The organism is Riemerella anatipestifer (assembly GCF_035666175.1).
Classification (GTDB): Bacteria; Bacteroidota; Bacteroidia; order Flavobacteriales; family Weeksellaceae; genus Riemerella; species Riemerella anatipestifer_D.
This window is the reverse complement of record NZ_CP142016.1, coordinates 762239-774903: the sequence shown is the minus strand read 5'-3', so window position 1 is coordinate 774903 and position 12665 is coordinate 762239. Positions and strand designations below refer to the sequence as shown.

The following is a 12665-nucleotide window of genomic DNA, read 5'->3' as shown; positions in this document are numbered from 1 at the left end:
TATTATAGAACTAAAAAGTTAATAATTAAAATAATACCTATCGCCAAAGACATAATTAAAATATAGTTTTCTACATTTCCATTCTGAACTTTTTTGAATGCTCTACCTGAACCTACCGAACCTAAACCTACAAGTGTTACTAAACGGTCTAAAATTCCTTTATCAAACGTAGAAGCCAATTTACCCAAACCTTCTACTGGTTTTACTACAGCAGCATTGTAAATTTCGTCTATATACAATTTTTGAGCAGACAGTTTTTCCCAACCTGTGCATTCAGCTTTAGGCTGTTTGTTTTTAATAACATACAAATATCTTACGGCAAACCAAACCATAAAGAACATTAGTATTGTAAGCCCTAGTAAAATCATTTCTACATTAAATTGAACTTCAACCATTTCCTTTGTGTAAACATAATACAACCCTTCTAACCAATGGTGTAAAGTTTGGTATTCTCCGTGAGCTATAAAATGAGGCAAATTCAAGAAACCACCCAACAAAGACAGCACTGATAAAACTATCAATGGTAAAGTCATATTAAGTGGACTTTCGTGGAGATGATGTTTTTGCTCCTCTGTTCCTCTGAAAGAACCGTGGAAAGTAAGATAATACAATCTAAACATATAAGTAGCCGTCATAGCTGCTATTACGAAAAGAATTACCCAAAATATTGGATTTTTAGCATACGCAGATACCAATATTTCATCTTTAGAAATCATACCTGAAAATAACGGCATTCCCGATATAGCCAATGTACCTATAAGAAAAGTAGCGTGAGTTATAGGAATATACTTTTTAAGTCCTCCCATAAATCTCATATCTTGCTCTCCACTCATTGCGTGGATTACAGAACCCGAACCTAAGAATAGTAATGCCTTGAAGAAAGCGTGTGTCATCAAATGAAACATAGCCGCTGTATAAGCTCCTACTCCCAAAGCTACAAACATAAACCCTAGCTGAGATACAGTAGAGTAAGCCAATACCTTTTTAATATCGTTTTGCTTTAACGCCATAAACGCTGCTAAAGCTGCTGTAAGCAATGCTATATACAAGATAACATCTAATGTTGTAGGTGCTAAAGAATATAAGAAGTTAGAACGAACTACCAAATAAATACCCGCTGTAACCATCGTAGCTGCGTGGATAAGAGCAGATACTGGAGTAGGTCCTGCCATGGCATCTGGTAACCATGTAAATAACGGCAATTGTGCTGATTTACCTACCGCTCCTACAAATAAACTCAATGTGATGAAGATAACCACTGGGCTATCAATGGCAAATTTAGATGAGTTTTGAGCTACACTTAGATAATCTACCGCATTCACTTCAGATGCTAACATAAAAATACCTATCAACAAACCTAAATCTCCTATACGGTTCATAATGAAAGCCTTTCTAGCCGCCTTACCATATTCTTGATTTTTATACCAAAAACCAATCAATAAATAAGAACAAAGACCAACACCTTCCCAACCGATAAACAGAATCAAATAGTTACTTCCCATTACTAGAAGTAACATAGAAAATATAAACAGGTTGAGGTAAGTAAAGAATTTATAGAAGCCTTCATCGTGGCTCATATAACCAATAGAATACAAATGGATTAAAGAACCAATCCCTGTAATGATCATCATCATCATTAAAGAAAGCTGGTCTACCTGAAACCCAAAATTAACCTGCATACCATTAACACGGAACCATTCAAAAGCCTTTACCACTAAAGCTGGGCTATCCGAATTGAACTGTGTAAAGATATAAACCGAAAGTAAAAATGAAACAAATACCACCGCAGTAGCCAAACCGCCTACTACAATTTTAGGTAATCTTTTCCCTAGTAACCCGTTGATTAAAAAGCCTAATAAAGGAAAAAGAACAATTGCATAAACTATATTTTCCATATTTCTTTTATCCTTTTAATTTATTTAAAATACTAATATCTACTGATTTTATATTTCGGTACATCATAGTAATAATAGCCAGTCCCACAGCTACTTCTGCCGCAGCTACCACCATAATGAAAAACACTAACATCTGCCCATGAGCATCTCCGTAATAGGTAGAAAATGCTACTAATAATAGATTTACAGAATTAAGCATAAGCTCTACACATCCCAAAATAACAATGGCATTTTTTCTTAACAAAACACCCAAAACACCCAAACAGAATAAAAATGTAGATAAAACTACATAATAATCCAAAGGAATGTTCTGTACAAAAGAATTCATTTCCATAATATTTTATAAATCTTTTTTACCAATTAGCACCGCTCCTACAATCCCCGAAAGAATTAAAATTGAAGCCAACTCAAACGGCAATACATACTCATTAAACAATAATCTTCCCAAATTTTTGGTAAGCCCTACACCTTCTGTAATCTCAGTTACAGGGAATTCATTTCCTACATAACCTCTTAAAGCTCCTACAAAACCTACTAAAAGAAGTCCTGCAGAGAAAATTCCTGCAAATTTCATTAGGTTATTCTTTTTGCCTTCGTCTTTCTCCTTTAGATTAAGCATCATAAGCACATATAAGAATAAAACCATAATAGCTCCTGCATATACTATAATTTGCACAATTCCCAAAAATTGAGCATTAAGTAATATATACAATCCTGCTATAGAAAAAAATGTAATTACTAAAGACAATATACTATATAACGGGTTTTTAGCTGCTACAAAATAGATAGCACTAATAACCGCTAAACCTGAAATAATATAAAAAACAATCTGCTCCATTACTTAATAAGATTTCTTTTGTCTTTCACTAATATCTATTCTATTGTTCATATCCTCCACTAGTTTGTCTTTTCCATAGACAAAAGAACCACGGTTAGACTCTACATCTACTAATCTATCTGTAAGATAAATCGCTGATTTGGGACAAGCCTCCTCACACAATCCACAGAAAATACATCTCAACATATTAATTTCGTAGGTAGAAGCATATTTTTCTTCTCTATAAAGATGTTTTTCTTCCTTAGTTCTTTCAGCCGAAGTCATCGTAATGGCTTCCGCAGGGCAAGCAACCGCACAAAGTCCACAAGCGGTACATCTTTCTCTACCTTCATCATCCCTTTTAAGAACATGTCTCCCACGCCATACTTTAGCTCTTGGCTTTTCCTGTTCTGGATATTGTATCGTACTATCTTTCTTAAAAAAATGCTTTAGTGTAATGCTCATACCCTTAACTATAGCAGGGAGATAAGCCTTTTCCGCCAAAGTCATCTTTTTATTAGAAACTACTTTTGATCTATTTGTTAATTTCATTATCTATTAGATATTAGATGTTAGACATTATTTAATTGTCTTTATCCTGTATTTCAATTTTATAAATTCGGTATTAACTTCCAAATGCTAATATTACCGCTCCTGTTATCAATAAATTAACTAATGCTAATGGGATTAAAGTTTTCCAACCAAGATGCATCAGCTGGTCGTAGCGGAAACGAGGAAGCGTCCATCTAATCCACATAAACAAGAAGATACCGAAGAATGTTTTGCTCAAAAATGCAACAATGCTTAAAATTCCTGCTACATTTTCACCATAGGTAGTTGTTACCCATTCTATACCTGGATAATTATAACCACCAAAGAATAAAACCACCATTAAAGCATTGGATATAAACATATTAACATACTCTCCAAACATATATAATCCTAGCTTCATCGCAGAATATTCTGTCATAAAACCAGCCACAAGTTCAGCCTCACATTCTGGTAAGTCGAACGGATGTCGGTTACACTCTGCCAATGCAGCCACTAAGAAAACTAAGAAGGCTACAGGTTGATAAAAAATATTCCAATTCATTCCAGAACCTACAGGAATTACGCTCCATAGTTTGCCTGTACTTTGCACTTCTGTAATTACCTTTAAATCCAAAGAACCCGCCATCATGATGATAGATAACAATGCTAACCCCATGGCCAATTCATAAGATATCATCTGAGAAGATGCACGAATGGCACCTATAAGCGAATATTTGTTATTAGAAGCCCAACCCCCTATCATAATACCATAAACTCCCACGGATACCATACCTATAAGGTAAAGCACCCCAACATCTATGTTAGCTACTTGTAAACTAAACGACTCTCCGCCTATGTTAAGGCTTTTCCCCCAAGGGATAACCGCTCCTGTAATAAGTGATATAAACATCACTAAACCAGGACCTAAAATAAATAAAAACTTCTCTGAATTTTTAGGAATAAAGTCTTCCTTAAAGAAAAATTTACCACCGTCAGCCAAAGGCTGTAATAATCCCAATGGACCTGTTCTATTAGGACCAATACGGTCTTGCATCAATGCCGCCACCTTTCTTTCTGCCCAAGTAGAATAAGCCGCTACTGTAAGAGACAGAATAAAAAGAGAGATTACCAATATCGTTTTAAAGGTCAATAAATCCATAACTTATTTTTCTTCTTCTTGATTTTTATTTTCTGTAGAGCTTTCTATTTCTTTAGCTGTATTATCCTCCAAAAGTTCATAAGCATTAGTTGAATCTTCGTAATGATTAGCAGAAATTACAGAATGTCTGCTGATATGTCTCGGTCCTTCAACATTCCAATACTTAACATCTTTCTTATGGAAACGACAATCATTACAAATAAATTCCTCTACTTCACCATATTCGTCTTTTCTAGCCGTTACTCTAATAACATCATCACCCTTCATCCACAATACCGCTTTACCACTACATTTTTCGCACTTACAAGTCGCGTTCATAGGTTTTGTAAACCACACTCTACTCGCAAAACGAGACGTGTTATCCGTTAAAGCTCCCACAGGACAAACATCAATCACATTACCTATAAAATCATTCTCTAATGCCTTATTAAGATAAGTAGATATTTCGGCATGATCTCCTCTAAATAATATCCCATGCTCTCTCTCTTTAGTAAGCTGATTAGCCGCTAAGACACATCTAGCACATAGGATACAACGGTTCATATTAAGTTTAATATAAGGACCTATATCTTCTGGCTCAAAAGTTCTTCTTTCAAACTCCGTTCTTGTATTTTCTACTCCATGCTCATAGCCTAAGTCTTGAAGATGACACTCTCCAGCTTGGTCACAAATTGGACAATCCAACGGGTGGTTAACAAGTAAGAATTCGGTAACGGCTTTTCTAGCCTCCTGAGTTTTCTCAGAAGTTAAATTTTTCACCTCCATACCGTCCATCACTGTTGTACGACAACTTGCCACAAGTTTAGGCATTGGTCTTGGATCAGCCCCAGACCCTTTGGAAACCTCTACCAAACAAGTACGACATCTACCACCACTAGTTTCCAATTTACTATAATAGCACATTGCTGGTGGCACAGACTTCCCCCCAATTTGTCTAGCAGCCTCTAGGATACTAGTACCAGGAGCAACCTCTGTAGTCTGCCCATCTATAGTTACTTTAAACTTTTTAACTTCCTCACTCATAATTTTCTATAATTAACCTTTTCAAAAATAGGCTATGAATTGACTGTGTTATTTTATATATACATTTCTCTTTACTAGTAATACTTCTTTATTACATCTGAGAAAATTTATTCTTCCACTTTTAAAGGAATAGGATCTGCATAGTTCCCTAAACCATAGTTTTGAGTTAATGCCAGCTCTGGATTTTTAACATACCATTCAAACTCATCACGGAAATGGCGAATAGCTGCCGCTACAGGCCACGCTGCCGCATCTCCTAACGGACAAATGGTATTACCCTCTATTTTTCTTTGGATATCCCATAGCAAATCTATATCGGACATTTCTCCTTTACCTTCTACAATTTTTTTCAGGATACGATACATCCACCCCGTTCCTTCTCTACAAGGTGTACATTGTCCACAGCTTTCGTGGTTGTAGAAACGAGCTAAAGTCATGGTGTGTTTTACCACAGATTGGTCTTCGTCCAAAACGATGAAACCTCCTGAACCCATCATCGTCCCCGTAGCAAATCCTCCCTCCGAAAGAGATTCGTAATTCATATATCTTGGTTTGCCATCTATGGTTCTAAGCAATAAATTAGCTGGAACAATAGGCACAGAACTACCTCCAGGAATACATGCCTTAAGACGCTTTCCGTTAGGTATTCCACCACAATATTCATCAGAATATATAAATTCTTCTACGGTAATAGTCATATCAATCTCGTAAACCCCTGGTTTATTGATATTACCACAAGCTGAAATGAGTTTAGTTCCTGTAGAACGCCCAACTCCAATTTTAGCATACTCTGCTCCAGAAATATTGATAATAGGCACTACTGCCGCAATAGATTCAACATTGTTAACTACCGTAGGTCTTTCCCAAAGACCTTTAACTGCTGGAAATGGGGGTTTTAGTCTAGGATTGCCTCTTCTTCCTTCTAATGATTCTAGAAGAGCGGTTTCCTCTCCGCAGATGTAAGCTCCACCTCCTCTTTGGACATAAATTTCCAAATCAAAGCCAGAACCTAATATATTTTTACCTAAAAATCCTGCTTTTTTAGCTTCCTCAATAGCTTCCTCTAAAATATCAGGAATCCAAGAATATTCTCCTCTAATGTAGATGTAAGAAGCATTAGAACCTAAGCAGTAAGATGAAATTAACATTCCTTCAATTAAAAGATGAGGAATAAATTCCATCAAATATCTATCTTTAAAAGTACCTGGCTCTGACTCATCGGCATTCACTACCAAGTGTCTAGGCACTCCTTCTGGCTTCGCTAAAAAGCTCCACTTAAGCCCCGTAGGGAAACCTGCTCCTCCACGACCTCTAAGTCCAGAAGTTTTTACTTCTTCTAAAATTTCTTCAGGAGTCATCTTAAGTGCCTTTTCTGCCGCTTGATAACCTCCTTGTTTGCGGTAAACATCAAAATAACGAATATCCTCTATATGTGCATCTTTAAGTAAAAGTTTTTTACTCATTTTTTCTTTTATTTAATCCAAAGCAATGGCTCCTTGTCTGCATAGCTCAAGGATTTCATCTACTTTCTCTTTAGTTAAATGTTCATGATAAAATTTCCCTAACTGCATCATCGGTGCATAGCCACAAGCCCCTAAACATTCCGCTGGTTTTAATGTAAACAAACCATCTTCCGTAGTCTCTCCATCCTTAATGTTAAGTGTTTTACGGATATGGTCTAAAATATCATCACTCCCATTGAGCATACAAGGTCCTGTTCTACACACTTCTAGCACATATTTACCTACCGGCTTCATATTAAACATCGTGTAGAAAGTAGCCACTTCGTACACCTCTATTGGTAATATGTTAAGCACCTCCGCCACATAGTCCATCACAGGAACACTAAGCCATCCTCCAAATTCCTTTTGTGCAATATGCAAAACAGGAATAAGTGCCGACTTTTGTTTCCCTTCAGGATATCTAGCGATGATTTTATGAACCTTTTCTAAGGTTTCTGGCTTAAAAGCTATAACTGTCTCGTTCATTTTTTTATCTTGTAAAAGTACTTTGTACTCTAGTCTTTATATTAGTTTTAGCAAAATTTTAGGCGTCTAACTCTCCTGCAATTACATTCATACTACTCATAGTTACAATGGCATCAGAAATCATAGAGCCTTTTATCATCTCTGGGAACGCTTGGTAGTATATAAAACACGGTCTTCTAAAGTGTAGTCTGTATGGCGTTCTTCCACCATCACTAATAAGATAGAAACCTAACTCTCCGTTTCCTCCCTCTACACAATGGTACACCTCTCCTTTAGGAATATCTTGCTCTCCCATAACAATTTTAAAGTGATAGATAAGCGCTTCCATTTTAGTGTAAACATCTGCTTTTGCTGGCAAATAAAACTCTGGAACATCTGCGTGATAATCACCTTCTGGAAGATTTTCGTAAGCATTTTTAACCAACTTATAACTTTCCCATATTTCCTGCTGACGAACCATAAATCTATCATAAGTATCTCCTGCCGTTCCTACTGGAATGATAAAATCAAAATCATCATAAGATGAGTAAGGTTGTGCTACACGCACATCATAATCTACCCCAGCTGCACGAAGATTTGGTCCTGTAAAGCTATAATTAAGAGCTCTCTCTGCCGAAATAGGTCCTGCCCCGATAGTTCTATCCATAAAGATTCTGTTTCGTTCCATTAGGTTACAAAACTCTTGGAATCTTTTTGGGAAGTTTTTAATAAAATCTTTAATTAATTCGTGAAATTTAGGGCTAAAATCTCTCTCAAAACCACCTATTCTACCAATATTGGTAGTCATTCTAGCTCCGCAGATTTGCTCGTACATTTCGTAAATACGCTCTCTGTCTTGGAATACATAGGTAAACCCTGTAATTGCTCCTGTATCTACTCCTATTACCCCATTACATACCAAATGGTCTGCAATCCTAGCCAACTCCATAATGATGATACGCATATAATCTACTCTCTTCGGTACTTTACAACCGATGAGCTTTTCCACCGTCATATGCCATCCTAAGTTGTTGATTGGAGCTGAACAATAATTAAGACGGTCTGTAAGCGTAGTAATCTGGGCGTAAGGTCTTCTCTCTGATATTTTCTCAAAAGCACGATGAATATAGCCTACCGTCTGCTCAGAGTGAAGTATCTTTTCCCCATCCATTGTTAGTACATTTTGGAATATACCGTGTGTTGCAGGGTGTGTAGGTCCTAAATTAAGGGTATATAATTGCCCATCAATTTGCTCACTACTTTCGTATTGGTTAAGTATATTAGATAGTTCGTTATCTTTCATAATTCATTTTATTTTGGGTAAAATATCCAATAGTTCTATCTACCAAACATTTTATCATCTTTATCCTCTCTAGTACCATCTTCTAAACGATACTGTTTAAGCATTGGGTGGTAGCCCATATCTGGGTCGTTTAAGATAATTCTTAAATCAGGGTGCCCCTTAAATCTAATACCATAGAAGTCAAATGTTTCCCTCTCCATCCAATTAGCTCCTGAGTATAAATCTGAAATGGTATCTACCTCTGCTTCTTCTATCGGCATAAACACTTTTAGACGAACTCTAAAATTAGTCTTCATATTATGAAGATGATAGATAACTCCTAACTCTTTAGCCTTATCTTGAGGATAATGGATACCGCATATATCTGTAAGAAAACCTATCTCTAAAGAAGAATCTTTTAGATGATGAATAAGTTTTTTTACCTCTTCTTTTTTTACCTCTAATGTTAACAGACCATGAGGCTCAGAAACTGACAATACCGCTTCTGGAAATTCTCTATTTATGGCCTCTAAAACAAATTCGTTGTTCATATCTTTTTATATGATAATTTGACAATGATTTAACTTTTTTAATTTTTTGATAATCTAGCTCTCAATTTCAAATTATCTCAGTTTATTTAACACCGTAACTTTCTAACAATGCCTTATACTCTGGCATATCTCTTCTTCTAAGACTTTCACTCTGTGCCAATGCCTGAACCTGCATAAACCCTTCTAATATCTGCTCTGGCCTAGGCGGACATCCTGGCACATATACATCTACAGGTATAATTTTATCTATCCCTTGTAGTACCGAATAAGTATCAAAAATACCACCACTACTCGCACAAGCTCCCACCGCTATTACCCATTTAGGTTCTGCCATCTGAGAGTAAACTTGCTTAAGCACGGGTGCTAATTTTTTAGATATAGTTCCGCAAACCAAAAGACAATCTGCTTGTCTTGGAGAGAAAGACATTCTTTCCGCACCGAATCTTGCCATATCGTAAGTAGGCATCGCCATTGCCATAAACTCAATACCACAACAAGAAGTTGCAAATGGTAGTGGCCATAAGGAATAAGAACGAGCCATTCCTATAAGGCTACTTAATTTTGTTGCAAAGAACCCCTCTCCTGAATATCCTGGAGGAGCTGGTGCATCTGTTTTTATAATAGGTTTATTAGACATCTCGTTTTTCTAATTTTTAAATATAATAGTTACTTAAACATTCTTACTTATCCCAATCTAAAGCTCCTCTTTTAAGAACATAGAAAAATCCGATAAAAAATACTGCTACAAATGTAAGAACAGCTAAAAAGCCTTCCACCCCAAACTCCCTAAAATTAACCGCATAAGGGTAGAAAAAAACTATTTCTATATCAAATAAAACAAATAAAATAGCTGTAAGAAAATATTTAACAGAGAATGGTGTTCTAGCATCTCCTTCAATCTCTACCCCACACTCAAAAGCATCATCTTTAACTCCGCCATTCAGCCTAGGACCCAAATAATGAGAAGCTACCAAAGAAATCAACACAAACCCCAAGCCTACAGCAGCTTGTATTAAAATTGGAATATAATTTTCTGGAATACTCATAATAATTTTAATTCTTGACTTGCAAAGCTAAGAAATTAAACCTTAAAACTAAAAAGGCCACCTCCTTTTTAAAAGCAAAATAACTTATATTTAGTTAATTTAGAATTATTTTAAATAGATGTTTTATCTGTTTTTCATTTTCTTTAATATCACCCAAGCTATATAAGCAATATACAAAAACAGAACACTTGCAAAGGTAATATTAACGATAGCGTTCACCCTATCGTCTTCGACTTTAAAAACGGTATTATATAATACAAATGCGACAATTAAAATCGCATAGAAATAAAGTTGTTTTTTCATTGAAAATGCTTTAAATGTCTAGTGAATAAGTTCTTCTTCGTTTGTGATTAACCGGATTATAATCCTGCCACAAAAGTTGAATATTTTTATTTTCTTCAAGCTCAGGATTGGTTTCTAAAAACCTCACTCCTTTCTTCTTAAACACTTTATAAATCTCTTCAAAGATAATAGAAGTAACCCCTCTACGCTGATAATCTGGACGAATGCCTATTAGGTAAAAGTTAGCTCTATCATTCTTTTTACTTGCCTGTAGAAAATGCCACCACCCAAACGGTAACAACTTACCTTTAGCCTTTTGCAAAGCTCTAGAATAAGATGGCATTGTGATAGCAAAAGCAATTAAATCATCATGTTCATCAGCAATACAAATAATATAATCTTTGTCTATAAAACCAAAATATTTCTCTTTATAAGTCTTGATTTGCTCATCTGAAATCGGCGTGTAGGTAGACAAATTTTTATAAGTTTCATCTAGTAATTTAAACATAGGCTCTACTAAGGGCAATATTTCTTTTTTATGATTAAACCTAAGAACCTTAAGCTTATATTTTTCTTTAATAAGACCGCTAAACTTGGTTACTTTTTCTGGCAGTTGCTCTGGAAAATCAATTTCAAACTCTACCCATTCTTTTTCTTTTTTAAGTCCAAGTTGCTCTAAATGAGTGGGATAATATTCAAAATTATATATTCCTATCATAGTTGCCAATTTGTCAAACCCCATCACCAACATTCCTGCTTTATCCAAATTAGTAAATCCCATTGGACCTTCAATCTTGGGAAGATTTTTAGATTTAGCTACTTCTATAGCCTTATCCATCAATGCTTTTGAAACCTCTATATCATCTATAAAATCCAGCCACCCAAAACGCAACTTTTTAATGCCTAACTCCTTTTCTTCCTTATAATTAACCATAAGTGCAATACGCCCAACCACTTCTCCATTTCTATATGCTAAATATTGTTCTGTATCAGAGTAAGATAAAGCGGGATTTTCTTCAGCCTTCCAAATATTCTTTTCATCGTTGTTAAGTGGTGGCACATAGTTGGGATTTTCTTTATAAAGCTTGTTTGGGAATTTTATAAAATCCTGTAATTCTTTGTCGTTAGTTACCTTTTTTACTACTATAGATGCCATATTTCGGTCATTTTTTCACAGCAAATATAACATAAAAGTTTGGCATAATTTTTTCTGAATAGTGGCTAAAAATTAAATTATTATGGGTTATTATATTATTTTAGGAATCATCACTCTAGTAAGTTGGCTTGTTTCGGCGAGGTTAAAATCAAAGTTTAATCACTACTCTAAAGTAATTCTCAGTAACGGACTTTCTGGTAAAGAAGTGGCAGAAAAAATGTTAAGAGACAATGGCATACACGATGTTCAGGTAGTCTCTATTCCTGGGCAACTTACAGACCATTATAATCCTATGAACAAAACGGTAAATCTGTCCGAAGCGGTTTATGTGCAGAGAAATGCTGCTGCCGCTGCCGTTGCCGCCCATGAATGTGGACACGCTATACAGCACGCCATAGGATATTCTATGTTGCAGCTTCGTTCTAAGTTAGTTCCTATCGTTAATATCAGTTCTAACTTATTGCAATTTATCCTTATAGGTGGTATCGCTGTAATGGCTGCAAGTGGCAATAAAACCCTATTAGCTATAGGTGTTGTGCTATTTGCCATAACAACATTATTTGCATTCGTTACGCTCCCTGTAGAGTACGATGCAAGTAATCGTGCTTTAAAATGGCTAAAGAGTACAGGTACTGTAACCACAGAAGAATATGCTGGTGCTGAAGACTCTCTAAAATGGGCTGCTAGAACTTATGTAGTTGCAGCATTAGGTTCATTAGCTCAGCTAATTTACTTTGCTTCTATGCTAATGGATAGGAGAGATTAAAAATCATAAATAAAAAAGCCTCAAAATTTTGAGGCTTTTTTATTTGTATTTAACAAACACTACTAAAATCTATATCCTACACCTAACATCAGCTTTCCTGCCACAGGACTTACCATTTCTCCTTTAGTAGATCTCCTTGCCAAACCGATACTTGTTTCAAAAGTGATATTACTACGCGTTACCCACTTAC

The 12665-nt window shown here is 35.7% G+C and carries 14 protein-coding genes; 1 reads left to right on the top strand and 13 read right to left on the bottom strand.

Translation table 11 applies throughout. From position 1 onward, the window contains the following. Window positions 1-2 precede the first annotated feature (2 nt). The 13 genes from nuoL to VIX88_RS03840 form a co-directional block, all read right to left on the bottom strand. Window positions 3-1895, bottom strand: a complete 1893-nt coding sequence (nuoL, locus tag VIX88_RS03905; protein ID WP_109475184.1) for an NADH-quinone oxidoreductase subunit L — start codon at window positions 1893-1895, stop codon at window positions 3-5. Window positions 1896-1902: 7 nt separating this feature from the next. After that, entirely contained in the window at window positions 1903-2229 is a 327-nt protein-coding gene (nuoK, locus tag VIX88_RS03900; RefSeq protein WP_004918357.1) for an NADH-quinone oxidoreductase subunit NuoK, read from the bottom strand. A gap of 6 nt (window positions 2230-2235) precedes the next feature. Continuing rightward, the gene (locus VIX88_RS03895; protein ID WP_064970373.1) at window positions 2236-2733 is read right to left on the bottom strand and encodes an NADH-quinone oxidoreductase subunit J; all 498 of its coding nucleotides are present in this window, start codon (window positions 2731-2733) and stop codon (window positions 2236-2238) included. A 3-nt stretch (window positions 2734-2736) separates the two neighbouring features. After that, window positions 2737-3264 carry a NuoI/complex I 23 kDa subunit family protein gene (locus VIX88_RS03890; RefSeq protein WP_013446881.1) on the bottom strand — a complete coding sequence of 176 codons (528 nt, stop codon included), beginning with the start codon at window positions 3262-3264 and terminating at the stop codon, window positions 2737-2739. Between the two features lie 73 nt (window positions 3265-3337). Continuing rightward, on the bottom strand, window positions 3338-4402 hold the full coding sequence (gene nuoH, locus VIX88_RS03885; protein WP_109475183.1) for an NADH-quinone oxidoreductase subunit NuoH: 1065 nt from the start codon (window positions 4400-4402) through the stop codon (window positions 3338-3340). Between the two features lie 3 nt (window positions 4403-4405). Then, the gene (locus VIX88_RS03880) at window positions 4406-5425 is read right to left on the bottom strand and encodes a 2Fe-2S iron-sulfur cluster-binding protein (RefSeq protein WP_064970371.1); all 1020 of its coding nucleotides are present in this window, start codon (window positions 5423-5425) and stop codon (window positions 4406-4408) included. A 107-nt stretch (window positions 5426-5532) separates the two neighbouring features. Then, window positions 5533-6888, bottom strand: a complete 1356-nt coding sequence (nuoF, locus tag VIX88_RS03875) for an NADH-quinone oxidoreductase subunit NuoF (RefSeq protein WP_109475182.1) — start codon at window positions 6886-6888, stop codon at window positions 5533-5535. A 12-nt stretch (window positions 6889-6900) separates the two neighbouring features. Beyond that, window positions 6901-7413, bottom strand: coding sequence for a complex I 24 kDa subunit family protein (nuoE, locus tag VIX88_RS03870; RefSeq protein ID WP_004918343.1), 513 nt, complete (start codon window positions 7411-7413; stop codon window positions 6901-6903). 58 nt (window positions 7414-7471) lie between these two features. Next, window positions 7472-8695: an NADH-quinone oxidoreductase subunit D gene (locus tag VIX88_RS03865; protein ID WP_064970368.1), complete on the bottom strand. Its 1224-nt coding sequence runs from the start codon at window positions 8693-8695 to the stop codon at window positions 7472-7474. Between the two features lie 35 nt (window positions 8696-8730). Further along, window positions 8731-9225 carry an NADH-quinone oxidoreductase subunit C gene (locus VIX88_RS03860; protein WP_004918340.1) on the bottom strand — a complete coding sequence of 165 codons (495 nt, stop codon included), beginning with the start codon at window positions 9223-9225 and terminating at the stop codon, window positions 8731-8733. Between the two features lie 82 nt (window positions 9226-9307). Next, window positions 9308-9862 (bottom strand): NADH-quinone oxidoreductase subunit B, encoded by a 555-nt coding sequence (locus tag VIX88_RS03855; RefSeq protein WP_004918338.1) that lies wholly within the window; start codon window positions 9860-9862, stop codon window positions 9308-9310. Between the two features lie 43 nt (window positions 9863-9905). Further along, entirely contained in the window at window positions 9906-10271 is a 366-nt protein-coding gene (locus VIX88_RS03850; RefSeq protein ID WP_004918335.1) for an NADH-quinone oxidoreductase subunit A, read from the bottom strand. 313 nt (window positions 10272-10584) lie between these two features. Further along, a complete protein-coding gene (locus VIX88_RS03840; protein ID WP_064970365.1) occupies window positions 10585-11709 on the bottom strand; it encodes a GNAT family N-acetyltransferase in 1125 nt (374 codons plus the stop codon). Window positions 11710-11791: 82 nt separating this feature from the next. Here VIX88_RS03840 and VIX88_RS03835 point away from each other — a divergent pair, with 82 nt between their 5' ends. Next, window positions 11792-12475: a zinc metallopeptidase gene (locus VIX88_RS03835; protein WP_064970364.1), complete on the top strand. Its 684-nt coding sequence runs from the start codon at window positions 11792-11794 to the stop codon at window positions 12473-12475. Window positions 12476-12665 lie beyond the last annotated feature (190 nt).

Bases quoted from the DNA above. Each gene is read 5' to 3' on its own strand.
- VIX88_RS03895 (WP_064970373.1), bottom strand. From the start codon at position 2,733: ATGGAGCAGATTGTTTTTTATATTATTTCAGGTTTAGCGGTTATTAGT.
- VIX88_RS03840 (WP_064970365.1), bottom strand. From the start codon at position 11,709: ATGGCATCTATAGTAGTAAAAAAGGTAACTAACGACAAAGAATTACAG.
- VIX88_RS03850 (WP_004918335.1), bottom strand. From the start codon at position 10,271: ATGAGTATTCCAGAAAATTATATTCCAATTTTAATACAAGCTGCTGTA.
- VIX88_RS03855 (WP_004918338.1), bottom strand. From the start codon at position 9,862: ATGTCTAATAAACCTATTATAAAAACAGATGCACCAGCTCCTCCAGGA.
- VIX88_RS03880 (WP_064970371.1), bottom strand. From the start codon at position 5,425: ATGAGTGAGGAAGTTAAAAAGTTTAAAGTAACTATAGATGGGCAGACT.
- nuoH (WP_109475183.1), bottom strand. From the start codon at position 4,402: ATGGATTTATTGACCTTTAAAACGATATTGGTAATCTCTCTTTTTATT.
- VIX88_RS03835 (WP_064970364.1), top strand. From the start codon at position 11,792: ATGGGTTATTATATTATTTTAGGAATCATCACTCTAGTAAGTTGGCTT.
- VIX88_RS03890 (WP_013446881.1), bottom strand. From the start codon at position 3,264: ATGAAATTAACAAATAGATCAAAAGTAGTTTCTAATAAAAAGATGACT.
- VIX88_RS03865 (WP_064970368.1), bottom strand. From the start codon at position 8,695: ATGAAAGATAACGAACTATCTAATATACTTAACCAATACGAAAGTAGT.
- nuoF (WP_109475182.1), bottom strand. From the start codon at position 6,888: ATGAGTAAAAAACTTTTACTTAAAGATGCACATATAGAGGATATTCGT.
- nuoK (WP_004918357.1), bottom strand. From the start codon at position 2,229: ATGGAAATGAATTCTTTTGTACAGAACATTCCTTTGGATTATTATGTA.
- nuoL (WP_109475184.1), bottom strand. From the start codon at position 1,895: ATGGAAAATATAGTTTATGCAATTGTTCTTTTTCCTTTATTAGGCTTT.
- nuoE (WP_004918343.1), bottom strand. From the start codon at position 7,413: ATGAACGAGACAGTTATAGCTTTTAAGCCAGAAACCTTAGAAAAGGTT.
- VIX88_RS03860 (WP_004918340.1), bottom strand. From the start codon at position 9,225: ATGAACAACGAATTTGTTTTAGAGGCCATAAATAGAGAATTTCCAGAA.